This window comes from Acetobacter okinawensis JCM 25146 (assembly GCF_000613865.1).
Classification (GTDB): domain Bacteria; phylum Pseudomonadota; class Alphaproteobacteria; order Acetobacterales; family Acetobacteraceae; genus Acetobacter; species Acetobacter okinawensis.
On sequence record NZ_BAJU01000014.1, the window covers coordinates 20,749 to 44,340 of the forward strand.

The 23,592-nt window shown below is 59.9% G+C and carries 17 protein-coding genes, 1 other RNA gene and 6 pseudogenes; 15 read left to right on the forward strand and 9 right to left on the reverse strand.

Annotation, left to right across the window (positions count from 1 at the left end):
• Window positions 1-15: 15 nt before the first annotated feature.
• A complete protein-coding gene (locus JCM25146_RS23665; RefSeq protein WP_035372216.1) occupies window positions 16-909 on the reverse strand; it encodes a transketolase family protein in 894 nt (297 codons plus the stop codon).
• 236 nt (window positions 910-1,145) lie between these two features.
• On the opposite strand from JCM25146_RS23665, the gene JCM25146_RS07870 reads away from it, so the two are divergent.
• Both JCM25146_RS07870 and hemA read left to right on the forward strand, forming a co-directional pair.
• Window positions 1,146-1,670, forward strand: a complete 525-nt coding sequence (locus JCM25146_RS07870) for a hypothetical protein (protein ID WP_242400997.1) — start codon at window positions 1,146-1,148, stop codon at window positions 1,668-1,670.
• 63 nt (window positions 1,671-1,733) lie between these two features.
• Window positions 1,734-3,046: pseudogene (hemA, locus tag JCM25146_RS18120) on the forward strand (5-aminolevulinate synthase).
• A 56-nt stretch (window positions 3,047-3,102) separates the two neighbouring features.
• Here the strand turns inward: hemA and JCM25146_RS07880 are convergent.
• The 3 genes from JCM25146_RS07880 to JCM25146_RS07890 all read right to left on the reverse strand — a co-directional run bounded on the left by JCM25146_RS07880 (window position 3,103) and on the right by JCM25146_RS07890 (window position 5,441).
• Window positions 3,103-3,564, reverse strand: coding sequence for a methyl-accepting chemotaxis protein (locus tag JCM25146_RS07880; protein ID WP_081774787.1), 462 nt, complete (start codon window positions 3,562-3,564; stop codon window positions 3,103-3,105).
• Window positions 3,540-4,262, reverse strand: a complete 723-nt coding sequence (locus JCM25146_RS07885) for a hypothetical protein (RefSeq protein WP_025827121.1) — start codon at window positions 4,260-4,262, stop codon at window positions 3,540-3,542. The genes JCM25146_RS07880 and JCM25146_RS07885 overlap by 25 nt, the downstream gene beginning before the upstream one ends.
• 402 nt (window positions 4,263-4,664) lie before the next feature.
• Window positions 4,665-5,441, reverse strand: a complete 777-nt coding sequence (locus tag JCM25146_RS07890) for a DsbA family protein (RefSeq protein ID WP_025827123.1) — start codon at window positions 5,439-5,441, stop codon at window positions 4,665-4,667.
• 258 nt (window positions 5,442-5,699) lie between these two features.
• On the opposite strand from JCM25146_RS07890, the gene JCM25146_RS07895 reads away from it, so the two are divergent.
• Window positions 5,700-7,067, forward strand: a complete 1,368-nt coding sequence (locus tag JCM25146_RS07895; RefSeq protein WP_081774789.1) for a gamma-glutamyltransferase — start codon at window positions 5,700-5,702, stop codon at window positions 7,065-7,067.
• Between the two features lie 262 nt (window positions 7,068-7,329).
• On the forward strand, window positions 7,330-8,355 hold the full coding sequence (recA, locus tag JCM25146_RS07900) for a recombinase RecA (protein ID WP_025827127.1): 1,026 nt from the start codon (window positions 7,330-7,332) through the stop codon (window positions 8,353-8,355).
• Here the strand turns inward: recA and JCM25146_RS07905 are convergent, their stop codons facing one another.
• Entirely contained in the window at window positions 8,356-8,871 is a 516-nt protein-coding gene (locus tag JCM25146_RS07905) for a GNAT family N-acetyltransferase (protein WP_025827129.1), read from the reverse strand. It abuts the gene before it with no gap.
• 89 nt (window positions 8,872-8,960) lie between these two features.
• On the opposite strand from JCM25146_RS07905, the gene JCM25146_RS18125 reads away from it, so the two are divergent.
• The 3 genes and pseudogenes from JCM25146_RS18125 to mdoH all read left to right on the forward strand — a co-directional run bounded on the left by JCM25146_RS18125 (window position 8,961) and on the right by mdoH (window position 13,068).
• Window positions 8,961-9,311, forward strand: coding sequence for a winged helix-turn-helix domain-containing protein (locus JCM25146_RS18125; protein ID WP_051544129.1), 351 nt, complete (start codon window positions 8,961-8,963; stop codon window positions 9,309-9,311).
• 60 nt (window positions 9,312-9,371) lie between these two features.
• Window positions 9,372-10,915, forward strand: a pseudogene (locus JCM25146_RS18130) (glucan biosynthesis protein).
• Between the two features lie 2 nt (window positions 10,916-10,917).
• Window positions 10,918-13,068, forward strand: a complete 2,151-nt coding sequence (mdoH, locus tag JCM25146_RS07920; protein ID WP_025827130.1) for a glucans biosynthesis glucosyltransferase MdoH — start codon at window positions 10,918-10,920, stop codon at window positions 13,066-13,068.
• A gap of 54 nt (window positions 13,069-13,122) precedes the next feature.
• Here mdoH and nagA read toward each other — a convergent pair whose 3' ends face one another.
• The 3 genes from nagA to JCM25146_RS07935 are packed head-to-tail and all read right to left on the reverse strand — an operon-like array spanning window position 13,123 to window position 16,024.
• Entirely contained in the window at window positions 13,123-14,229 is a 1,107-nt protein-coding gene (gene nagA, locus JCM25146_RS07925; protein ID WP_025827131.1) for an N-acetylglucosamine-6-phosphate deacetylase, read from the reverse strand.
• Window positions 14,230-14,248: 19 nt separating this feature from the next.
• A complete protein-coding gene (gluP, locus tag JCM25146_RS07930) occupies window positions 14,249-15,568 on the reverse strand; it encodes a glucose/galactose MFS transporter (RefSeq protein WP_025827133.1) in 1,320 nt (439 codons plus the stop codon).
• Window positions 15,569-15,598: 30 nt separating this feature from the next.
• Window positions 15,599-16,024 carry a hypothetical protein gene (locus JCM25146_RS07935; RefSeq protein ID WP_025827135.1) on the reverse strand — a complete coding sequence of 142 codons (426 nt, stop codon included), beginning with the start codon at window positions 16,022-16,024 and terminating at the stop codon, window positions 15,599-15,601.
• Between the two features lie 142 nt (window positions 16,025-16,166).
• Here JCM25146_RS07935 and ffs point away from each other — a divergent pair.
• The 6 genes and pseudogenes from ffs (at window position 16,167) to folB (ending at window position 20,753) form a co-directional block, all read left to right on the forward strand.
• Window positions 16,167-16,264, forward strand: an RNA gene (ffs, locus tag JCM25146_RS21340) — signal recognition particle sRNA small type.
• A gap of 86 nt (window positions 16,265-16,350) precedes the next feature.
• Window positions 16,351-18,425 (forward strand): annotated as a pseudogene (locus tag JCM25146_RS18135) (DNA polymerase III subunit gamma/tau).
• Window positions 18,426-18,544: 119 nt separating this feature from the next.
• Window positions 18,545-18,868 carry a YbaB/EbfC family nucleoid-associated protein gene (locus JCM25146_RS07950; protein ID WP_025827136.1) on the forward strand — a complete coding sequence of 108 codons (324 nt, stop codon included), beginning with the start codon at window positions 18,545-18,547 and terminating at the stop codon, window positions 18,866-18,868.
• Between the two features lie 47 nt (window positions 18,869-18,915).
• Window positions 18,916-19,512: a recombination mediator RecR gene (gene recR / locus JCM25146_RS07955; RefSeq protein ID WP_025827138.1), complete on the forward strand. Its 597-nt coding sequence runs from the start codon at window positions 18,916-18,918 to the stop codon at window positions 19,510-19,512.
• 34 nt (window positions 19,513-19,546) lie between these two features.
• Window positions 19,547-20,347: an SDR family oxidoreductase gene (locus JCM25146_RS07960; RefSeq protein ID WP_025827140.1), complete on the forward strand. Its 801-nt coding sequence runs from the start codon at window positions 19,547-19,549 to the stop codon at window positions 20,345-20,347.
• Window positions 20,348-20,351: 4 nt separating this feature from the next.
• Entirely contained in the window at window positions 20,352-20,753 is a 402-nt protein-coding gene (folB, locus tag JCM25146_RS07965; protein WP_025827142.1) for a dihydroneopterin aldolase, read from the forward strand.
• A gap of 112 nt (window positions 20,754-20,865) precedes the next feature.
• Here the strand turns inward: folB and JCM25146_RS24880 are convergent.
• Window positions 20,866-21,196, reverse strand: a pseudogene (locus JCM25146_RS24880) (TIGR02300 family protein).
• A 246-nt stretch (window positions 21,197-21,442) separates the two neighbouring features.
• On the opposite strand from JCM25146_RS24880, the pseudogene aroA reads away from it, so the two are divergent.
• Window positions 21,443-22,791, forward strand: a pseudogene (aroA, locus tag JCM25146_RS18145) (3-phosphoshikimate 1-carboxyvinyltransferase).
• A pseudogene (gene cmk / locus JCM25146_RS18150) lies at window positions 22,791-23,439 on the forward strand ((d)CMP kinase). Before aroA ends, cmk begins: the two co-directional pseudogenes overlap by 1 nt.
• Window positions 23,440-23,592 lie beyond the last annotated feature (153 nt).

Here is a 23,592-nt window from a genome sequence, read left to right on the forward strand (position 1 = left end):
AGTCGGCCCCAGTCCTCACGCATGGTCTGGCGGGGTTTGCGGCCTGCTCGCGCTCAAAGTCCGCGCGGGCGCGGTGCTGGGCCAGCCTGCGCAGCCATGAGCGGCGGATGGAGGCACCGCGTCTGGCTGTGGGGGCTCCACGGGCCTGTCAGTTCTTCTTCTGCGGGCAGGTCGGGCGAGGGTGTGGCAGCACTCGGGCATGCAGGCGAGCAATGTTGGTTTTCTGGCCCGCATAATGGCCTGCAATGCGCTCATGATCGCCCCGAGGTCATGCGCGCGTACCTTGCGCACACTCCACCCTGAAGCGCCAAAGCGCGCCAGCGAGTCCGAAAAATCTGTCGGGTCTGTCAGGGGGGAGGGACAGACCAGTACGGCCATGCGGTTCAGCCCGAAGCGGCTGGCAAGCTGTGCGGCTTCAAGTGCAACCCCGGTTGCCAGGTCACTGTCACGCGCGAGCACCCATGTGCGGTGGTTGACCAGAGACCGGCCATAGCGTTTGGCCAGTTGCTGCTCTGCCAGAGCCATGCCTGCCGCCGCCGCCATGCCCTGCCCGGCTGGGCCGGTGGCAATTTCCACTGCGGGGTGCTGGCCATAATCCACTGTGGCACTCAAATCCTGCGTATCCGGGGCAGTCAGGTGCAGCATGGCTGAGAGCAGGGGCAGCATGGCTGAGGAGGGAACAACGCATCTGTCGCGGTCCGGCCAGTTGGGTACGGCTGGGTCAAAGCGCAGGATACGGCACCATAGTGCGGTAATGGGCAGGCAGAGGGTTTGTAGTTCGGTCTGGGTGTCGGCCTCTGTTGTGCCTGCGGCCAGCAGCGCCCGTGCGGCCTTGTCCATACGCAGGACAAGTGTGTCCTGCGGGGTGGAGGATAAGGTCGTATGGTCTGTGGATGGTGTGCTGGCCATCTGCCCTGTGTCTGTCAGAGGGAGTGCGGTACATAAGCTGCGTGCCAGAACAGGCTGGCCGTGTGCATGCAGTTAACCAGAGAGCAAATGGTCACCGCAAGAGGCAGATTTGGGGCGGCATTCACGTTTTTTGCGGGGCAACACTGTTGTTAGGGGCTTGCGCCCGGCGCGTGGGAGCGCGAAAGAAGAGGCAACGGCCCTGCAAAATATGTGCGCCTGGCGCGCAAGATGTTCGAGTGGAGAAGTATCTGGCCATGCTGTCTGTTTTTCATGCCGCAAACAAGGGGCGTGCTTTGCGGGTGGCTCTTGCCGTTGGCCTGCTGGCTGGCATGGCCGGGTGCAAGTTGGTTGACCAGAGAACTTTCAACCCTCAGGCCGGGGTTGAGCCCAGACCGTATATTCCCCCACCTCCTCCCGGTCCGCCCCCCGTACCGCCTTTGATCGAGCTTGTGGCAGGCACACCGCAGGCGGAGTGGCAGGCCCCCGTGGAGCAGATTGCCCACAGAGCCCTTGCGCGGAAACAGGAAGTGCTCTTTGTTGTAAGCTGTCTGGTGCCGCCGCAGGCCGGGCAGCCCCCTGCAGCACAGGACCAGACTGCGCAGGAGGCTGAACAGTCTGCCCTGCTTGCACTGGTCCAGCACGATGGACACGCCGTTATGCAGGCGCTGGTTGATGCCGGGGTGCCCCAGACACAGGTGGAAATGTCCGCTATGCCGGATTCGGCGGTGACGAAGCCAACTGTAAGGGTGTATGTGCGGTAGGTTGCCTAACCGAAACACTTAAAATACTGAAGACAAAAGGCCAGACGGCCGATGGGTAAGCCCATGCCCCGACCGTTTCTGACGAGAAGCGAGGAGAAACCAAGCGTGGGAGCGATCAAGAACGCCCGGCACCCTTTCTATGACCATTGCGAGGAAGCGCTGGGGCGGATCAAGCAGCAGGGGCGTTACAGAACCTTTACGCCGCTGGCGCGTCAGGCAGAACGCTTTCCCCTATATGAGGAATACGTGGCCAACATGCCCGAAGGGCGTGAGGTTATCGTCTGGTCCACCAACGACTATCTGGGCATGGGTGTTGTCCCCGAAGTGCAGGATGCCGCCATTGCCGCCATACGTGAGCATGGCGCAGGTGCCGGGGGTACGCGCAACATTGCGGGTACCAGCCCGCTGCACAACCAGCTTGAGGCCGAACTTGCCGCCCTGCATGGCAAGGAGGCGGGGCTGCTCTTTATTTCGGGTTATGTGTCCAACCAGGCCAGTCTGCAGACAATTCTTATGTCCATGCCCGGCTGGATCTGTTTTTCCGACCGCCTGAACCATGCCTCCATGATCGCGGGCATCAAGGGGGCTCGGGGATCGCAGACGGTTATTTTTGAACATAATGACCTGCACGACCTTGAGGCAAAACTGGCCGCAGCTCCAGCAGACGCCCCCAAGCTGATCGCGTTTGAGAGTGTGTACTCCATGGATGGAGACATGTCCGACATTGGCGCGATCTGTGCTCTGGCCAGAAAATATAATGCCCTGACCTATCTGGATGAAGTGCATGCCGTGGGGCTGTACGGCCACGAAGGGGGGGGGTGTCCCAGCGTGATGGGGTTGCCGATCAGGTCGATATTATTGAGGGCACGCTGGCCAAGGGGTTTGGCGTGCATGGCGGTTATATTACCGCCTCGGCCGAGATTGTGGATTTTCTGCGCTCAACGGCTTCGGGGTTTATTTTCACCACCGCTCTGCCACCATCCGTAGTGGGGGCTGCTCTGGCCAGTGTGCGCAAGGTGCGGGCCGAAAACTGGCGGCGCGAGTCCCTGTTCGAGCGGGTGCACACCATGCGCCAGCGCCTGCGTGCGGCTGGTGTGCCCTTTACCATGACGCCAAGCCATATTGTGCCTATTCCCATTGGGGAGGCAGAGCGCTGCAAGCGCATCTGCCGCCGCCTGCTGGTGGAGTTCGGCCATTATGCAACGCCGATCAACTACCCGACGGTGCCCGAAGGTACCGAGCGCCTGCGCCTGACCCCCGGTCCGTTCCACACGGACGAGATGATGGACGATATGGTGCGCGCACTTGCACAGCTTTTGCGTGAGGAGGGCGTGATGCCCGAGATCAGGGCGCAGAAGATTGAAAAAGTGGCCTGAGGGCGTTATCAGTTCACCCGTGTTTTAAGCCCCTCCATGATATATGGAGGGGTTTTTTATTGCAGGTTATAATGTGCAGGCAAGGTGTGCATGGAGCTGGTAATCTGCGCGAGCTCTGAAACATTGATGAACAGATTGTCGCAGATTGCATTTGTATTATGGACAGTTTCGTTATTTTTGGCGGTAGAGGCGTTCAGCTTTTGCATAATTTTATGGAGCTGGTTGATCTCCTCTTTCTGCGCAATAGATGTTTCTTCAAATTCTTTGAATGACTGGCTTATTTTATCAACATGATGAATAATTCCTGCCAATGTCTTGGAATTATCATTCATCGAGTCCGAGCAAGTGCTTATGGCATCCTGCGAGTAGGTAATAAGGCTTTTTGTGCGCAGAAGGGCATCCGATGTCATGCGTGACAGGTTCCGGATTTCCTGCGCGACTACGGAAAAACCGGCACTACCACTGCCTGCTTTTGCCGCTTCTATGGTGGCATTTATGCCAGAATATTGATCTGGGATGAGATACTTTTCATGATATTAAGGATTTTTCCAATATCATCTGATGCTTCGGAGATTTTTTTGAATTTTTCTATGGTGTCATTGATTTTTTCACACGATTCACGAATGCTTCTGGAGGCATGCTGAACATAATTTCTGGACTGTTCCATTTTTATGTTCTGATCTTCAGTTTTCTGAATTGTGGATTTAATTCTGAGGTCGGACTCCAGCAGGTGCTGGTTTTGCGTAATGTTGCGCTCCGAAAGAGTTTCCGACTCGTCCTTGAGGTTGCGTGATTCGGTGTTGATCGAATGTGTGGCGGTCTGGATTTTATTCAGTGTTTCATGCAGCGTTCTGGTTCTGGTCTGTAGTGTATCGGAAATGCGGTTGCTATGCACATAGGACATCCGCATCAGGTCAAACGGGGTTGCCGTGCCGATGTACTGCTGGTTATGCGTGATAATGAAGGATTTGTTGATATCGGATATTTTGTTGCTCAGAACCTGTTTTGTAAAATCCAGTATGGGTGTTCTGGCCTCCACCATAAGTGGGCTGTCATCCATAAGCAGGGTAACAGGCCGCTTGTGGTAAAGTGCGTAGGAAAACGGGCTGGACATAAGGGAGAGGAACTTCTGACGTTCCACGACCCCGACAGGAATATTCTTGGTATTGATAATACAAATATGATGGGTGTCTGGATGGTTTTTAAAAATTTCCATCACCGCGCTACCAGATTCTGTCGGGCAGAGTCTGAATCCATCTTGCGCGAGGGACCCCATGCTGAGTTGGTCGAATTTTTGCGGCAGGGTCATTTGTCGATTTTTTGTTAAAACAAAAGGATTTTAAAAGTTAGTGTCAGTTTTCTCGGGGAGTAAAGTGACAGTTTTATGTCGGCCCGTCGGCGGGAATTCCCGAGTGATCGCAAGGAGTTGCATATAATGTGGAGGAAGAAGAATTGTGGAGGAAAATTCACAATATTCACACGCAGGTTAGAATTATTTTAAAAAAAATATAAGGTTTTAAAAAATAATTCAAAATCTGGTGTGGTCTGCCTTGCTGGGGGCGCTTCCCATGGTGTCTGATCTGCCCCGGCATGGTCAGGCCATGCCGGGGGGCGGGAGTCAGTGCTTTGTTTTCAGCTTTTCAACCGCGGCTTTCAGGTCTTCCACAGAGACTGCGCCGGGAATAATCTGCTGCTCACCAATAATAAAAGTTGGGGTGCCATCCAGATCAATCGAGCGGGCAAGGGCCACATTCTGTGCAAGAACGGCCGCAACGGCGGGGCTTTTCATGTCCTTGACCAGCCTGTCCGCATCCAGCCCTGCCTGTGTGGCCGCATGCCGTATCCGGTCCAGACCGGGGGCGCTGGTGTCGGCCATAAGGGCCTGCTGGAACGGCTTGTAGGCGTTCTGCAACCCGGCCGCCACAATGGCCTGAGAATCCAGCACGCTGTTTGGCCCCAGCACGGGAATGACCTTTTCCACCAGTCTCAGCTCAGGTTCGGCAGCGACCAGCGCATCCAGGTCAGGCAGAACCTTGCGGCAGTAGGGGCAGCGTGGGTCATAAAACTCGACCACGCTTAACGTGCCGTGTGGGTTGCCCAGAACAATGTCGGTTGTGCTGCCACCAAACTGCGCCTTGTTACGGCGGACCACCTCCAGTGCAGAGCTGGCCTTCTGTTCCGACGCCTTGTTCTGCATGGCGGCCACAGCATCGGTCAGGATCGAGGGGTCGGTTTTGAGCGCGTTGCGTACGATCGACACAATCTCGGCGCGTTGGGCGGGGGTAAAGCTGCCATCGGTGGCAGCCTGTGCCGCAGTTTGTCCTCCCAGTGCAAGCAGGGTTGCCAGAGTGCCTGAGGCGGTCAGACGGTAGAATGAAGAGGTCAGTTTTTGCATGGTATCCCTATCCGTAAAACAGGACGCTACGGTGCACACACCCTTTTGGGCAAGGGAATACAGAAGTGTTTCCTTGCTCTGCTGCCACGCAAGTCTGTTGCTGAGAGCAAGAAAGCAGGGTAATCCAGCTATGAGATTTAAAGTGGAAAAACGTCTGCCCGCCGGACGGGCCAGAAGTGGAGAGAGCTAGGCGTGGCTGCCCGATTCAACAAACACCGTTCTGTCCTGTCCTGCATCGGCTTGTCCGGTCGTTCCCGCATGGTGGCGCTCACCCTTGCCCTGACTGGCACACTGGCTGCCTGCGGTGGACCAAAGGAGAAGGTCAGCCAGCCTGCGCTTGGTGGGTTTGTGGGGGAGGTCGTGGCGGATGAACCGCGCGCGGCTCTGGTTGCGCGCGATGTGCTGGCCAAAGGCGGCAATGCGGCGGATGCTGCGGCGGCACTGGGGCTGGCTCTTTCGGTTTCCCTGCCATCACGTGCGTCTCTGGGGGGCGGTGGTGCCTGTATTGCATGGCGCCCGGGTGAGAGCGCTGGTCAGGCTTTTGTCTTTATTCCCAAAGGCGGCAGCCAGTCAGATGCCAAGGCCGACAGGCCCGCATCCGTGCCGTTGCTCGCCCGTGGCCTTTTTCTGATGCAGATGCGCTATGGCAGTGTGGACTTTGCCGAGCTTGTTGTGCCTGCGCGCAACATGGCTTCGCACGGGGTGCCTATCAGCGGGTTGCTGGCGGCGGATCTGGCGGCGGTCCAGTCCTCCCTTCTGGCGGATGACAAGATACGGGCAATATTTGGTAACGATACAGGGCACGTTCTGGTGGCGGATGACGTGCTGGTGCAGACCCGCTTGGCTGGTGCGCTGGAGCGCCTGCGCAGTGCAGGTGTGGGTGATCTGTACACCGGTGCGCTGGCCCAGACCTTTGTGGAAGGGGCTCAGGCCGCTGGGGGTGGGTTGAGCACGACCGACCTGCGCAGCGATGTACCCGTGGCCGAACCCCCGCTTACAGTGCATGCCAATGGGGTGGATATCAGTTTTCTGCCGCCGCCGGCCGATGGTGGGCTGGGTATGGCGGCGTCCTATCTGGCAGGGGGCCATGGTGGGGAACCTGCGGTGGCCGCATGGCGTGCGCGCCAGAGCAGCCGGGGTGGTAGTGTGGCTGACGCACAGGCGTTGCTGAACTCGGGGAGTCTGCCCGCTGGGGGGGCGCTGCCAGCATTGCCCGCCTCCACATCCTTTGTTGTTACGGACCGTCAGGGCCAGACAGTGGCTTGCGCACTGAGCATGAACAACCTGTTTGGCACCGGGCGTATTGCCGGTTCGACCGGAATTGTGCTGGGGGCGTCTCCCGCGCAAAGGCCACAGCCTCTGCTGGCGGCGGGGATTGCCCATCAGGGCAAGGATGAGTTCCGTGCAGCGGCAGTTGCGTCGGGGCAGAATGTTGCGGCAGATACGGCAGCTATTGCCATGCGTGCGGCCTTGGCGGGTGTGCGGCCACAGGTGACCAATGGTCATGGCCGGGCCAACTTTGTGTCCTGCCCGGGCGGGATTTCCTCCGGTGGTGGCCGGTGCTTTGGCTGGACAGACCCAAGGGGGGCCGGGCTGGCCGTCGGTTACAAGCCAACGGCCCATTAGTTACGGGGCCTAAAAAAACATAACAGGGTGTTGTGGCGCTGGGCTGCTACCTTGTTATGTTTTTATTTTGTTCTATAATAGAACAAAACAGGTCCAAATTCTTAACGGGGTTTGTGCTGGAGCAGAGCTTCCGTGGCTGTGCGTTGCGAAGCAAAAGTGTTTGTGGCAGGGGTTTTAAACCTGAACCAACAGGTTTTATGCCGTGGAGCTGCGGGGTTCTGGCCGGGGTGTTTCGGCCCACATGCTGAGGGAATGGTAGAGAATGGATAAGGCAAAAGCACTTGAGGGTGCGCTTGGGCAGATTGAGCGGGCTTTTGGCAAGGGGTCGGTCATGCGGCTGGGCCAGCGGCCCAAGGAACAGGCAGACGTCATCTCCACCGGCTCGCTCGGGCTGGATATTGCTCTGGGCATAGGTGGCCTGCCACGTGGCCGCGTGGTGGAAATATACGGGCCGGAAAGCTCGGGCAAAACCACACTGGCCCTGCATGCCATTGCCGAGGCGCAAAAGCGCGGCGGCACCTGCGCGTTTATTGATGCCGAGCATGCGCTGGACCCCGGCTACGCCAAAAAGCTGGGCGTGGATGTGGACAACCTGCTGATCAGCCAGCCCGATGCGGGTGAACAGGCGCTTGAAATTGCCGACACGCTGGTGCGCTCAGGTGCGATTGATGTGCTGGTGGTGGACAGTGTGGCAGCCCTTGTTCCCCGTGCCGAGCTTGAGGGCGACATGGGCGACAGCCATGTGGGCCTGCATGCCCGGTTGATGAGCCAGGCCCTGCGCAAGTTGACTGGCACAGTTGCGCGCTCGAACACGCTGATGATCTTCTTGAACCAGATTCGCCTTAAAATCGGTGTGATGTTCGGCAACCCGGAGACCACAACGGGCGGGAACGCGCTCAAGTTCTATTCTTCTGTCCGTCTGGACATCCGCCGGATCGGCTCGATCAAGGACAAGGACGAAGTCACGGGTAACCAGACCCGCGTCAAGGTTGTTAAAAACAAGATGGCTCCGCCCTTCCGTCAGGTCGAGTTCGACATCATGTACGGCGAGGGCATCAGCAAGGTTGGGGAGCTGATCGACCTTGGTGTTAAGGCCAGTGTGGTGGAAAAATCGGGGGCATGGTTCTCCTACGACAGCCAGCGCATTGGTCAGGGGCGTGAGAACGCCAAGCAGTTCCTGCGTGATCACCCCGAAATGGCGGCGGATATTGAGCGCAAGGTGCGCGAACACGCAGGTGTTGTGGCGGAAGCCATGATGGTCGCCCCCGAACACGACGCCGAGGACTGACTAGTCAACCCGGCGGGAGAGCAGGCAGGCCTCCGGGTCGTATGAGGCCAGAATGGCCTGCTCCTCCACGCTGGTTTCCTCTACTGTAAATCCCTGTCGTGCCCAGAATTGCAGGGCATGGCGGGTGGATGTCAGGGTCAGTGTGCCCAGACCATGGGCGCGGGCTGCGTCTTCAGCTTTGGCAATAGCCATTTGTGCGTAACCTTGCCCGCGCGCGTGGGGGGCAAGTGCCAGATCATGGATGTACCACCGCTCCGCTGGTGCTGGCAGTGCGCCCAGCAGGGTGTTGAGTGGGGGGGACAGCAGACCTCGCCATGGGTGGCTTATCAGGTAGCCGCACAGGGTTCTCGCATCTGTCAGGCTCAGGCAGCCATCTGGTGCAAGGCGCAGGCGCTCAGCAAAAATAGCTGTATCTTCGGGGTAGTCGGGGTGCACTGTAGCGGCCAGTGCTGTAACGTGGTCAAGATCATCTGGCGTCATCAAACGCCAGATGGTATCTGCGCGCGAAGTGTTCATACCAAGGTTCCGCTGTTTATGCGTGGTGTTGCACGCTGCCACTTATGACTGAAAAGCAGAGATCATGACAGGGCGACTGAGACTGACCATTGCGGGTTGATGCCGATGGACGTGCCGCATTGGGGCATGGCAAGGTCCGCCTGCTGGAGCAGTTGGCCGAGACCGGGTCCATTTCTGCCGCGGGTCGGGCCATGGGCATGTCTTACCGGCGTACCTGGCTGCTGGTGGATAATCTGAACCAGCTGTTTGTGGAGCCTCTGGTCATGACCCGGCCCGGTGGTGGGGGTGGTGCCTTCCTGACCGAGACGGGCAAAACCGTTCTGGCGCTTTATCGCCAGATCGAGCAGGATGCGGCACATGCGACCCGCTCCGGCATGGAGCAGATGGAAGCCCTGCTTGCCCCTGTGGGCGAATGCCTCCAAAAAACCTTATCTGAGTGACAAACTGCATGGCGTGAGTACAATCGCGCCAGAGTATTTTGGCAAAAGCGGGAGATTAAAGTGTCATCAAACGTAAAGCGGCGTGGGGTCATTCGGGCCGGGGCAGGCGTGACCTTGGCATCGCTTGTTGGCGGAGTCGTCCCCCGTGCCCGTGCGGAAGGGCTCAGTGGCGCCACAGGCAAGTTTGATGACAGCACCGTAATCCAGATTGCTCGCAGGCTGGCCAATGCGGAATACCACCCGCCGGGGCAGACCCTGCCAAAGGCGCTGGATAACCTGACGTTTGACCAGTACCGTGGCATTGCCTACCGGCCTGACCGCGCCCTGTGGGCTGGTGACAGCCTTGCGTTTGACGTGGAATTTTTCCCCCGTGGTTTTCTCTATCGTCCCCGGATAGAAATTTATGAGGTCAAGGACGGGCAGTCCGGTGCTGTCCCGTACTCCCCCGACCTGTTTACCTATGAGGACCCCGCACTGCGGGTTTCCGAAGACCTCGGGTTTGCCGGGGTCCGCCTGCGTACGGCCATTAACACCCCCGGTGTGATGGAGGAGTTCTGCGTCTTTTTGGGGGCATCCTACTTCCGTGCCGTGGCCAAGGGGCAGGACTACGGGTTATCCGCCCGTGGGTTTGCCAATGGGACAGGCGACCCCAAGGGAGAGGAGTTTGCCCTCTTCCGCGCGTTCTGGCTGGAAAAACCCCAGCCGGGTGTGCAGTCCGTTGTTGTGCATGCCCTGCTGGACAGCCCCGCAGTAACTGGTGCGTTCCGCTTTACCATCCGCCCGGGCGACAACACCGTATTTGACGTGCAGACAACTCTGTTCCCACGCACCAAAATCGAACAGTCCGGCATCGCGCCGCTGACCGGCATGTTTTATTTTGACGTGAACGACCATAACCACGTGGATGACTGGCGCCCCGCTGCGCATGACAGTGAAGCCCTGCAAATGTGGACCGGTGCGGACCAGCAGATATACCGCCCGCTGCGTAATCCGCTGGACCTTCAGTTCTCAACCTTTTCCGATGTATCTCCGCGCGATTCGGCTTGATGCAGCGCAGGCGCGCGTTTCACGACTATGAAGATCTGGCCCTGCATTACGAAAAACGTCCCTCCCTGTGGATTGAACCGATCGGGGATTGGGGGGCAGGCTGGGTCGATCTGGTGGAAATTCCCACTCCCAATGAGGTGAACGATAATATCGTGTCCTTCTGGCGGCCCAAAGAACCGCTGCGCGCGGGGCAGGAATACCACTTTACCTACCGTATGTACTGGGGGTGGGATGCGCCTTTCCCCACGCCGTTGGCCCGCATTGGTGCGACCCGTGTTGGCTCGGTGGTGGATAACAACGATGCGCGCTTTTTTGCCATAGATTTTATGGGCACACCTTTTGAGCACCTGCCCAAGGACACCCACTTCCACGTCACGCCCAAGACATCTGCGGGCAAAATCCAGAATGTGGTGGTTGAGCCCAATCCGGCCATCAACGGCATTCGCACGACTTTTGAATTTGTGCCCGGGGACTCCAAGGTCGCCGACCTCAGCGCCGTACTGGAAACGGATTCCGGTCCCATTTCCGAACAGTGGCTGTATCGGTGGACGCCCTGAGCATGCCTGAATCGAGCAAGGACGCCCCTGCCCTGCCATTTGAGGCCATGCCGCCTGAAGCGCGGCTGGACATGCCGGTCCAGAACCTGCAGGCACCTGCCAACATGGAAGGGCGTGGGCGCACACCAGCCACATCGCCCTCCAGCATTGTGCTCCGCCGTCTCTCCGTCATCGGGTCCGCGCTGGCCCTGACAGCCTATGGTGCATGGCGTACACATATGGTCATGGACGAGGCAGGCGTGTCTGCTCTGGGCATCATCATGCTGGTGCTGTTCATTGCACTGTTTATGTGGATTGCGCTCGCCTTCACCTCCTCGGTTGCAGGTTTCTGCTCTTTGGTGGCGCATGGTGGCCTTGGTCTGGGCATTCGCCGTACCGGGCCCCTGCCTGAGCTGACGCGCAGAACAGCCCTGCTGCTGCCAACCTATAACGAACCCCCACACCGGGTTATGGCCGGGTTACGCGCTATTTACAGCAGTCTGGAGGAAACTGGGCGGCTGGACAGTTTTGACCTGTTTATTCTCTCCGACACGACAAACCCCGATGTGTGGGTCAAGGAGGAGGCTGCCTTTCTGGCCTTGCGTGAACAGGTTGGGGGGCAGGGGCGTATTTTTTATCGCCGCAGGCACAACAATGTGGAGCGCAAGGCAGGTAATGTGGGTGAGTGGGTACGCCGCTTTGGCGGTGCCTATGACCACATGGTTACGCTGGATGCGGATTCCGTCATGTCCGGTCAAACGCTGGTGCGCATGGCCGATGCCATGGAGCGCAACCCCGGTGTGGGGCTGATCCAGACCCTGCCGGTTATTGTGGGTGGCACCACCCTGTTTGCCCGGTTGCAGCAGTTTGCGGGTCGCGTGTATGGCCCCATTATCGCCTATGGCATTGCATGGTGGCATGGCGCGGAGGGCAACTACTGGGGCCACAATGCCATTATCCGTACCCGTGCTTTTGCCAGTCAGGCCGGGTTGCCCCATGTGCCGGGCAAGCCACCATTTGGCGGGCATATTCTCAGCCATGACTTTGTAGAGGCAGCACTCATGCGCCGTGGGGGCTGGGCTATTCACATGATCCCGGCACTGGACGGATCGTATGAGGAAAGTCCGCCATCGCTGACAGACGTTGCCATCCGCGATCGGCGCTGGTGCCAGGGCAACCTGCAACACGTCAAGGTGCTGCCCACCAAAGGGCTGCATTGGGTCAGCCGGATGCACATGGTCGTGGGGATCGGGGCTTATGTGACCTCGCCCCTGTGGCTGGTGTTTTTGCTGACGGGGATTCTGATCTCGCTTCAGGCACATTTCCAGCGGCCTGAATATTTTGGTGATACAAAACTCCTCTACCCCCACTGGCCACATGTGGACCCGGTGCAGGCCAAATACGTGTTTATTGGCACCATGGTTGTGCTGCTGGCCCCCAAACTGCTGGCCTATATTGCTCTTTTGCTGGACCCGCAGATGCGGCGTGGCGCGGGCGGCCCCATCCGCGCGGCCCTGTCCGTTCTGGTGGAAACACTGATAGGCGGGCTGATCGCCCCTATTGCCATGCTGATTCAGACGTCAGGGGTTATTTCCATTCTCAGCGGGCATGACTCAGGCTGGAACACGCAGCGGCGTGATGATGGCGGTATCCCCTTTATGGAGGTGGCGCGCCAGTATGCGCGCTTTACCCTGTTCGGTCTTGTGCTGGGGGCTGGGGCATGGGTTGTCTCTCCCTCCCTGTTTTTCTGGATGACGCCGGTGCTGCTCGGGCTGGTTTTTTCCATCCCCCTTGTGGCCTTTACCAGCAGCCGGAGTGTTGGTCTGGGCTTCAGGCGGTCTGGCCTTTTACTGGTGCCGGAGGAAACGGAAGAGCCAGATGTTCTGCTCAAGCTGGAGCAGTCAGAAGCACAGGACCAGACACCGACCCTGCCTGATGACGCCCTGCGCGCTCTGCGGGCTGATCCGGTGTTGTGTCAGGCGCACCTTGCCATGCTGCCAGCAGAGCGCCATGCCGGGGACCCCATTAACGCAGACCAGCTTGTGGGTCTGGTCAAGCTGGAAGAGGCGTCAACCCTGTCTGAGGTAGAGCGCCGCCTGAGTGTTAAGGAAAAAGCGGCTGTTCTGGGCAGCCGCAAGGGCGTGGCCCTGATCTTGCGCCTGCCCGAGTCGTAAAGGGTTTGAGCCGTGCAGGCGGGCGTGTTGCCCGCCTGCCGGTTTGTGCGCTGTTCAGGCTACCCGCTGGCCTGCTACCCAGACTTCCAGTACGTTCAGTGCGCGATCCATCACAACAAGGTCCGCCCGTTTGCCTGTGTGCAGGCTACCCCGGTCATGCAGGTTCAGGTACTGCGCCGGGTTGCGCGTGAGCAGGACCGCTGCTTGATGCAAGGGCAGGCCTGCCTGCACGGCATTGCGCAAGGCGGCATCAAGGGTGAGTACGCTCCCCGCCAGAGTGCCACCGGACAGGCGTACGGCGCCATGTTCCACAATAACATTCTGCCCCCCCAATTGGCTTGGGCCGTCTGGTAGCCCCGCTGCGCGCATGGCGTCGGTTACAAACAGCAGCCGTTCGGGCATGACGCGCTGAGCCAGCCGGAATGTGGCGGGGTGGACGTGGTGGGTATCAAAAATCAGCTCTGCGTAAGCGTCGCTACACATCAGGGCGGTAGCGGGGCCGGGTTTGCGGCTTTCTATTCCGGCCATGGCATTGAACAAATGGGTCGCCCCCGGCGTGCCGCCGGCATTGCATATCTGGCAGATGGCCTGTTCCGTCTGCTCATAACCTGCCTGAGTGTGCCCAAGGCTGACCCGCACTCCGGCCTGCGCAAAGCGCTGCATGGCGTCATGGGCATGGGGGAGTTCGGGGGCGAGTGTTACAACGCGTACGCAGCCAGTGGTTAGCACTTCTGCCACGCGCTCAGGCGTTGGCGCTATGGCGTAAGGCGGCTGTGCTCCAAGCTTGTGCGGGCTGACAAATGGCCCCTCCAGATGTGCCCCATGCACGGCAGGCCCTTGGGGGATAGGCGTTTGGATGACCTCGCTTATGGCAGAAAGGGCATTCATGACATCAGGCCAGGGGCTGGTAATGGTGGTGGGTAGAATGGTGGTTGTGCCGTGTCGGGCGTGGAACAGGGCAAGGGTATGAATGGCCTGCACGCCATCCATTGTGTCGGCTCCATTGCCGCCATGCACGTGGCAGTCAATAAAACCGGGCAGAATGTATCGATCGGGAATGGCGGTGCTGTCGGGTGTCAGTGTGTGTATTTGGTCGGTAAAGGTGATGCGGCCCGGCATAACGCGGTCGGGCAGGACGAGGTGGCCGCTGAGGTCAGTCATGGTTCAGATATCTTTCTGTTTAATCATGTTTTTTATCAAAATCAGTATGGCTGAAGGTGAGTGTGTACATGACAATCAGACCATAGGATAAAAGTGCAAGGCATGAGAATGATGCCTGAAAACCCATGATATTTTTCAGAATAACAAAAAACTGTGGTACAATGCCACCCCCACAGTAAGCCATGACCAGAAAAGCCGAAACCTGAGCCGTGTGCCGACCTGCTCCTTTGAGGGCCAGAGGGAACAGGGATGGAAAAATCATGGAGTTTGCAAAACCAAGGAGTGCTGCGCATAGAACCGACGTGTACCCCTGCGTAACCCATGCTCCCAGACTGAGCAGTCCCCCGCATAGGCAGGACAGGACAAGGTAACGTTCCTGCGGAATAACACGGGGAGACAGGAGCAGGCCACAGACATAGCCGCAGAGCATGAACAATAATGTTAGGGATGTAAAAAACTTTGTTTGGTCAAGGGGTATTCCAAAACCCTGTGCATATGTGCCTATGGCATCGCCGCAAAGCACTTCTACGCCAACATAAAAAAACATAGCCCCCGCACCCAGCAGGGTTCTTGGTGTCAGGGACGAGTAGAGAGTTTTGATAAAATTTTCCGGCCTGTCATTATTATTGCAAAGGTCAGTCTGTATTTCAGGTAGGCCGGATCGGGCTGTCCAGAGTGCGGTCAGTGCCAGTAAAAACGCCATGCCCATATAGGGCCAGTAAACTGCGTTCAGAAAATCCTTTTGTATGGCCTGTTGTTTCTGTGCACCTATACCATTCTGTAGCGTTGTGGATAGGTCGGTAATGTGGCGCATGGCCAGTGTGGCCAGTGCTATGGGGGCGGCAATGCCGCCCAGTTTGTTGCATATGCCCATAATGGCAATGCGTTGTGCGCTATGGCTGCTGGGGCCTAAAAAGCTGACATAGGGATTTATGGCAACCTGCAACAGGGCAAGTCCTGCACCAAGGAGCACAAAGCCGCTTAGCGCGCCGGGGTAGGAGCCTGCATGCAGGCACTGGCCTGCAACCACCATGCCGCAGGCCATGACCAGAAGTGCGCAGACCAGTCCGTGCCGAAAGCCCGTGCGGTTAACGCTCAGGCTCGCGGGAATGGAAAATGCAAAGTAGGAACAGTAAAAAACAAGCGGCACCATAAAAGCTGCAAGGTCACTCAGGTCAAATGCAACCCGCACGAAGGAAATGAGCGGCCCGTTCAGCCATGTGACAAACCCGATGACAAAGAAGAGCACCGCACACAGCAGCAACGGCCGCCACCCGTAGGCTCCGGCGGGGCAGGGCACGCGTGCTGCGCCAGATGTGCGGGTGGGGGGCTGTGGCATAGTGCTTGGAGCCTGTTTGGGTAGGGTGAGTTAGTCGGCTGCCTGTGTGTCCTTGGAGGGCAGGCTGTCTATTTTTTCGCAGGCTGCGCGCAGTTCGGGGGACGGGTTGTGGGATTCACACATTTTTTCCACGTCGGGGGCGCAGGCCTCAATCGAGTTTTCAAAGTCGGATTCAAGCACGTCCTCAGCAACGGTCAGGTCCTGATTGTGCGTATTTTCCTCATCTTTTTGCAAGAGGTCCTGCGTTTTGTGCAACTCCTTAAGCGCGTCTATGCACGCAGGGCCTGCCGCATCGGGTTTGAGGTGCAGAACGGCGAGTTCCTTTTGCAACTGAATGTTGTTGACGTTGCTGCGGGGGGCTGTTTCGTCATCAGCGCGAGCAATGGGGCTCAGGATCAGGCCACCCGCCACAAGAGCAGATGCCATAGCGGCATGATACAAACGGAAACCGGACACGGGCACAATTCTCCTGAAGTCTGCGATGGGCGCACCAATTCCCTGTTTTCTAGCCTGTCTGTGTTGGAGAGGTAAAGAAACAACCCCGAAAAGCTGCCTCAAGGCTTGGCATGGCCTTGGGTTTGGTGCTAGGTGTGGCCTCGGAAAGTCGGCGGTGGACGGACACCTTGCTAAACCGGTCAGGTCCGGAAGGAAGCAGCCATGGTGAGTTTCGTCCGGGTCATTGTTCGGCTTTCCACCCTGATTTCCCGCCCGTGTGGATCAGACCATCTTGTGCCGGTTATCCCGGCCATGCAGGGCGTGACCTTACATTCTTCGGGCAAGACATGAGCGACACGACTGACGAGCAGTTCCCTCACGATGAGGGGCTTCCCAGTCCGGAACCAGAAGGCCCCGGCCTGTTTGGCGAGGCTGAACCTCCCGTTCCTGCTGCCCCTCAGCCTCCAGTGCCTGACGCTGCCACCGCGCCCTACCGGGTGCTTGCGCGCAAATACCGCCCCACAACATTTGAAGATCTGATCGGCCAGGAGGCCATGGTCCGCACCTTGCGCAATGCGTTTGCGCTGGGGCGTGTGGCGCATGCCTTTATGCTGACCGGGGTACGCGGGGTGGGTAAAACCACGACCGCGCGTATTATTGCCCGTGCGCTCAACTGCACCGGGCCGGACGGTCAGGGTGGGCCTACGGCTGACCCCTGCGGCGTGTGCCCCAACTGCATTGCCATTCTGAATGACCGCCACCCCGATGTGCTGGAAATGGACGCCGCCTCCCGCACGGGGGTGGATGATGTGCGTGAGATCATAGAGGCCACGCGCTTCCGCCCCATGCAGGGAGGATGAAGGTCTTTATCATCGACGAAGTGCATATGCTCTCACGCAATGCCTTTAACGCCCTGCTCAAAACGCTTGAAGAGCCGCCAGCGCAGGTAACCTTCATTTTTGCCACGACCGAGCTGCGCAAGGTCCCTGTTACCGTGCTTTCGCGCTGCCAGCGCTTTGACCTGCGTAGGGTGCCACAGGCCGATCTGGTCGGTCTGTTCGCCCGTATTGCACAAAAAGAACAGGTCCGGCTGTCTGATGACGCACTGGCCCTTGTTGCCCGTGCAGCCGATGGTTCGGTGCGCGATGGGCTTTCCCTCCTCGATCAGGCCATTGCCCAAGGGGCTGGGCAGACGGATGAGGGCGGGGTGATTGGTGCGTCTATTGTCAGCGACATGCTGGGTCTGGCCGACCGCGAGGTGGTGTTTGACCTGCTTGACGCGGTGCTGACCGGCAGACCAGAGCAGGCCCTTGCGCTGCTGGATGCAGCCTATGCGCGCGGGGCGGACCCGGGGCTTGTGCTGGGGGACATGCTGGAGCTTGTGCATGTTGTCTCCCGCCTGCGGGCTGTGCCCGCGTTGGGGGACTCGGCAGACATGCCCGAGGCCGAGCGGGTGCGTGGCGCGCATATGGCCAGCACGTTTACCGTGCCCGTGCTCATGCGGGCATGGCAGATGCTGGTCAAGGGTGTGCGGGAGGTGGAAAGTGCACCGGACCGGCGTGCCGCAGCAGACATGGTGCTGATCCGCCTGTGCTATGTGGCCGACCTGCCCTCGCCCGAGGATCTGCTCAAGCGCCTGACGACCACGCCAGATGGCGGTGGCATGCGTGGCGGTATGCCCGCATCTGCACCACTTCAGACCAGTGGGATGAGTGCACCAGTCGGGGGTGTGGCACCCGGTGTGGGAGAGGCCGGTGCGCCCACGGCCCTACAGGGCGGATTATCTGGCAGCGCATTCGGGGGTGGCGCCGCGCCGCAGGGGGGTGTTGTGCAGGAGCCACCACGCCTGCGTATGGTCAGCTCCGGTGGTTTGGCCGTGGCCCAGCCAGTACCCGAGCCCCCTCATGCCCCGCTTGTGCCGGTACAGGAGGAGCCTGCGGCACCTCCGCTCCCGCGTACCTGGCGGGAGGCCGTGGCACTGGTCAGGGATCAGCGCGAGGCCATTCTGCATGGTCAGCTCCGGCATGCGGCGCATCTGGTCTCTTTTTCTCAAGGGCGGATTGTCCTGCGGTTTGAGCGCGGGGTGCCGGGCGATATTGTGCAGCAGCTTCGCCGTGTGCTTGACCGCGCAACAGGCATGGGCTGGGTGATTGAAACCAGCCCCGAGGAAGGCGAACCCACGCTGGACGCCCAAGGTGCTGAGGTGATCCAGTTCCGGCAGCGCGAGGCAGAGGCCCATCCGCTGGTCCGTGCGATTTTGAAAGCCTTCCCCGATGCTCAGATGGGTGAGGTCAGTGATCATGGACTGGATGATTACGGCCTGCCGCCCGAGGAACCGCCGGAGCTGCTGTTTGCCCCCCTTGATGCCGAACCGCTGGATGAGGATGAACGGCCGTTCGACCCCGGTGCCTCGCAGGACTGAAGTGAGCGGGCCGGGCTGGCAAAACAGTGCGTTCTGGGCCAGATTAGGGACCGAATGATGCGCCACAGGGGTGCGCCATGCCGCACCATGCGGCCGATAGACAAGCTAAGGGGATGACCATGAAGAACCTTGCCTCACTGATGAAGCAGGCCACACAGATGCAGTCCAAGATGGAAGCCATGCAGAGCACACTGGAAGCCATGAGCATTGATGGCTCTGCCGGTGCGGGCATGGTCAGCGTTGTGCTGAGCGGCAAGGGGGACATGCGCTCCATTACCATCGACCCCAAGCTGGCGGACCCGAGCGAAATGGAAATGTTGCAGGACCTGATCGTGGCGGCCTGTGCGGATGCGCGCAAGAAGCTGGACGAAAAAGCCGCCGAGGAAATGCAGAAGGTCACAGGCGGGCTTAACCTGCCCGCAGGCATGAAGCTGCCCTTCTAAGGCACAGGCGCAACCGACCTTAAAAGTGTGGGGGAAAGCAGGCGGGCATGGGTGGTCAGGAAATAGAGCAGCTTATCCGCCTGCTGGGGCGTCTGCCGGGTTTTGGCCCGCGCTCGGCCCGGCGGGTGGCGTTGTACCTACTGCGCGAGCCCCATACACGGCTGGCCCCACTGGCGCGGGCCATGGAACGGGCGGGGGAAGCCATACGCACCTGCTCGTCATGCGGGAATCTGGACACGTCCGACCCATGCCACATCTGCTCTGATCCGCTGCGGGACAAGGGGCTGGTCTGTGTGGTGGAAACGGTGGGGGACCTGTGGGCGCTTGAGCGTGCCGGGGTCCACAGGGGTGTTTATCAGGTTCTGGGGGGTACGTTGTCCCCGCTGGCCGGGGTCGGGCCGGAAGACCTGAATGTTTCTGCCCTGCTGACCCGCCTGCATGAAGGGAGCGTGCGCGAGGTTATTCTGGCGCTCGGGGCCACGGTGGAGGGGGCAAGCACCATGCACTGGCTTATGGACCGGCTGGAAACTTACGAGGGTCTGACCATCAGCCGTGTGGCGCAGGGTGTGCCCATGGGTGGCGCACTGGATGTGCTTGATGACGGCACACTGGCCGCAGCCCTTGGCGCACGCCGCCCTGCCTGACAACCCACGCAAACAGATCGAGGAAAACACCATCATGCCCGTGGACATGCTGCCGATCAGCCCGGCCATACCGCGCCGCGCTCTGGTGAGCGGAGGTGGCGCACGCCTTGGCCGCGCCATAGTGCTGGCTCTTGCGCAGGCCGGGTTTGACGTGGCCATCCATTACCGCAGCAACAGGGCCGAGGCGGAAGAGACAGCACATGCAGTGCGCGCGCTGGGGCGCTCGGCATGTGTGCTTCAGGCCGACCTGATGCGTGAGGAGCAGGTGCAGGCCCTGTATGGGCAGGCCACACAGGCTCTTGGCGGTCCTTTGGGCGTTCTGGTCAACAATGCCTCCACTTTTGAGCGTGATGAGTGGGACGATGCCTCGCTCGAGAGCTGGATGATGCACATGAAGCCCAACCTGCGTGCGCCCTTTGTGCTGATGCAGGCCTTTGCCAAAGGGCTGCCGCAGGGGGCGCAGGGTATGGTGCTGAACATGCTGGACGAGCGGGTGTGGTCACTCACCCCCCATTTTGTCAGCTATACCGTATCCAAAACGGCATTGTGGACGCTTACGCAGAGCATGGCGCTGGCTCTTGCCCCCAAGGGGATCAGGGTTAACGCCATTGGCCCCGGCCCTGCCCTGCCCAGCCCCCGGCAGACACAGGAGCAGTTTGCGCGCCAGTGCGCTTCCGTACCGCTGGCGCATGGCACAACCCCTGAGGAAGTCGCCCGCGCAGCCCTTGCCCTTTTGGCCCTGCCCTCCGTTACCGGGCAGATGCTGGCGCTCGATGGTGGGCAGCATCTGCAATGGTCTCCGGCCCCATTGGCCGGACATGCCGTGGAAGAATAAAAGAATGGCCGTTTTTGCTCCATGGGCGGACCAGCCGCCGCTGCGTTGCCTGTTTTTGAAGAATATGGTGCTCGACGCCCATATTGGCGTGTTCCCCCATGAGCAGGGTGTTACCCAGCGCATCCGGGTTTCGGTCCATTTTGGTGTGGATGACCGTACGGACCTTGAGGTCGGGCCGGATGACCTGAGCCGTACCGTCTCGTACGAGCGGGTTGTCCAGCTTGTGCATCGTATTGTGCGCGAGGGGCATGTGCGGCTGGTGGAAACGTTGGCCGAGCGCATTGCCTCGGGCGTTCTGGCCGATGACCGCGTGCGGGTTGTGCGCGTGCGCATAGAAAAACTGGATGTGTTTGAGGAAATCGAGGCCGTAGGTGTGGAAATAGAGCGCCGCCCCGCCAGCGCCTGAACGCTGCGGGCGCACCAGACGCGTAATTCAGATATAAAAAAACCCCCGCAGGCAGGCCCGCGGGGGTTTTTTTAGTCGTCTGACACGATGGTGGCCAGCACCCCCGAAGGGATCAGGATTCGTGGTCTTCCGAATCCGTGCTGACATCGATGTCTGAGCTGATGTCGTCGTCGTCATCATCCAGATCAGCGGTGTCTTCCATCACATCATCATCGTCCGTATCGTCATCGGTATCGATATCGATGTCTTCATCGGTTTTCTTGATGGGGGCAGCACTCGCCGGAACGGGGGGACAGGCTGTCAGAGTTGCGGCGCAGGCGCGGCACCAGAGCAGGCTGTTCCGTTCCGCATTTTGGGCAAATGGCGGGTGCGCGGTTCAGGTCATAAAAACGGGCACCACAGGACACGCAGACGCGTTTGGTGCCGAGATCGGGCTGGGACATCTTGCTACCTGTCAATCCTGAGCAGATATTGGGGCCAACGCCCCGGAACACGAACGAACCCCGAACAGCAACGCAACGCTGAAGCGGGACTCGAACCAGACTGTTAAGGCGATGCCCAATGCCACTGTGTTTCGGGTCCTGTCAAACCCGGAGTTTGCTTTGGGGTGCATTTTCTGCCCCGCCCCCTCTCTTTTTCTACCCCAACCCGGATTGACTTGCGGGCCATCCCGCCGGAATGAAAAGGGCATGACACACGCATCCTCCCCCTCCGCCCGTCCGCTGCGGGTCACGCGCGCGCAGGCTCCTCTTTCCGGTTCCATCCGTGTGCCGGGTGACAAATCCATCAGCCACCGTGCGCTCATGTTTGCCTCCCTCGCGCGGGGGGAAACACATATCACCGGGCTTTTGGAGGGCGAGGACGTGCTGCGCACCGCAGCGGCCATGCGCGCCCTGGGGGCCGATGTTACGCAGAATGCGCCGGGGGACTGGCGCGTGAGCGGGCTGGGCATTGGCAAGCTGCGTGAACCAGCAGATGTGCTGGATATGGGCAACTCCGGCACGGCGGCACGCCTGTTGTCTGGCATTCTGGCCAGCCACGGCATGGTGTCGGTCATGACGGGGGACGCCAGCCTGCGCCGCAGACCCATGAAGCGCGTTATGGACCGCTGGCAGGCACAGGGGCCACATTTATGGCGCGTGAGGGTGGGCGCCTGCCCATGGCCATTGCAGGGCTGGCCGAGCCCAGACCGCTGGACTACCGCCTGCCCGTGGCCTCGGCGCAGGTCAAATCCGCCGTATTGCTGGCCGGGTTGAACGCACAGGGGCAGACTCGGGTGGAAGAGCCCGTGGCAACCCGTGACCATACCGAAAACATGCTCCGCCATTTTGGCGCGCACGTTAAGGTGCAGGAAACCCCACAGGGGGGGCGGGTTATTGTGCTGCAAGGCCGCCCCGACCTGGTTGCGCGCGATGTGGTGGTGCCGGGGGACCCGTCCTCCGCCGCCTTCCCCATTGTGGCGGCCCTGCTGGTGCCCGGTGCGGATATTGTAATTTCTACCGTAGGGCTGAACCCCCTGCGCACAGGGCTGTTCATCACCTTGCAGGAAATGGGGGCACAGCTTGAGGTCACCAACGTCCGGACCGAAGGGGGCGAACTGGTGGGGGACCTGCATGTGCGTGCGTCCAGCCTCAAGGGCGTGACCGTGCCAGCAGACCGCGCGCCATCCATGATTGATGAATACCCCATTCTGGCCGTGGCGGCGGCGTATGCCTCTGGCGTGTCGCGCTTTTGCGGGGTGGAGGAACTGCGGGTGAAGGAGAGCGACCGGCTGGCCGCGACCGTGGCTTTGCTGGAAAATAACGGTGTTAAAACAGCGGTCGAGGGGGATGATCTGGTCGTCTATGGCACGGACAACGCCATTCCCGGCGGCGGTGTGGTCCAGACCCACATGGACCACCGGCTGGCCATGAGTGCATCCGTGCTGGGGCTGGTTGCCCAGAACCCGGTGGAGATTGATGATACCGCCTTCATAGACACCAGCTTTCCCGGTTATTTGCAGTTGATGAACAGCCTTGGCGCGGGGTTTGCACTGTGATGCGGGGCGGACCGGTTATTGCTGTGGATGGCCCGGCAGCGGCAGGCAAGGGCACGCTGGCCCGCAGGCTGGCCGAAGCACTGGGCCTGCCGTATCTGGACACGGGGCTGCTCTACCGTGCAGTCGGGCGGCTGGCGCTGGACGCTGGGCAGGACCCTGCCCAGCCTGCCGAAAAATTTGCTCAGGCCCTGACCCCAGCGGACATGCAGCGCAAGGACCTGCGCACGCCAGATGTGGCTCTGGCGGCCAGCAAGGTGGCGGCCCAGCCTGCGGTGCGGGCGGCTTTGGTGGACACACAACGCCGTTTTGCCGCCGAGCAGGGCGCTGTGCTGGACGGGCGCGATATTGGCACGGCCATTTTCCCCGATGCGGATGTCAAGCTGTTCATCACGCATCCCCCGCAACGCGGGCGTTGCGGCGCTTTTTGCAAAACGGGGGGGATGCCACCGCAGCAGACGCACAAAGCTGCTGCGTGATATGGAAGAAGCCCTGAGCGCGCGTGACAAGGCGGACGCCAGCCGGGATTCCGCCCCCATGTGCGTAGCGGATGACGCGCATGTGATCGAGACCGATACGCTGGATGCGCAGGCTGTTCTGGCCGAAGCCTTACGCTTTGCGCGTGAACGACTCGTGGCCTCCCGCGCCTGAGCGCAGGTGGCGGGCCAAGGGGGCTGGGGTGCAGTTGCGCATTTTTTGCCCCCCATTTGCGCCCTGTACTGCTCTTTGAGTTGACAAACAGGGTTCAGGTGGTCTCTGTGCAAACAGAAATCCGCCCCTGATGGTGGGTTTTTCTTGATAACA

Bases quoted from the DNA above. Each gene is read 5' to 3' on its own strand.
- JCM25146_RS23665 (WP_035372216.1), bottom strand. From the start codon at position 909: ATGGCCAGCACACCATCCACAGACCATACGACCTTATCCTCCACCCCG.
- JCM25146_RS07885 (WP_025827121.1), bottom strand. From the start codon at position 4,262: ATGGAAATTTTTAAAAACCATCCAGACACCCATCATATTTGTATTATC.
- JCM25146_RS07890 (WP_025827123.1), bottom strand. From the start codon at position 5,441: ATGCAAAAACTGACCTCTTCATTCTACCGTCTGACCGCCTCAGGCACT.
- JCM25146_RS07895 (WP_081774789.1), top strand. From the start codon at position 5,700: ATGGTGGCGCTCACCCTTGCCCTGACTGGCACACTGGCTGCCTGCGGT.
- recA (WP_025827127.1), top strand. From the start codon at position 7,330: ATGGATAAGGCAAAAGCACTTGAGGGTGCGCTTGGGCAGATTGAGCGG.
- JCM25146_RS07905 (WP_025827129.1), bottom strand. From the start codon at position 8,871: ATGAACACTTCGCGCGCAGATACCATCTGGCGTTTGATGACGCCAGAT.
- mdoH (WP_025827130.1), top strand. From the start codon at position 10,918: ATGCCTGAATCGAGCAAGGACGCCCCTGCCCTGCCATTTGAGGCCATG.
- nagA (WP_025827131.1), bottom strand. From the start codon at position 14,229: ATGACTGACCTCAGCGGCCACCTCGTCCTGCCCGACCGCGTTATGCCG.
- gluP (WP_025827133.1), bottom strand. From the start codon at position 15,568: ATGCCACAGCCCCCCACCCGCACATCTGGCGCAGCACGCGTGCCCTGC.
- JCM25146_RS07950 (WP_025827136.1), top strand. From the start codon at position 18,545: ATGAAGAACCTTGCCTCACTGATGAAGCAGGCCACACAGATGCAGTCC.
- recR (WP_025827138.1), top strand. From the start codon at position 18,916: ATGGGTGGTCAGGAAATAGAGCAGCTTATCCGCCTGCTGGGGCGTCTG.
- JCM25146_RS07960 (WP_025827140.1), top strand. From the start codon at position 19,547: ATGCCCGTGGACATGCTGCCGATCAGCCCGGCCATACCGCGCCGCGCT.
- folB (WP_025827142.1), top strand. From the start codon at position 20,352: ATGGCCGTTTTTGCTCCATGGGCGGACCAGCCGCCGCTGCGTTGCCTG.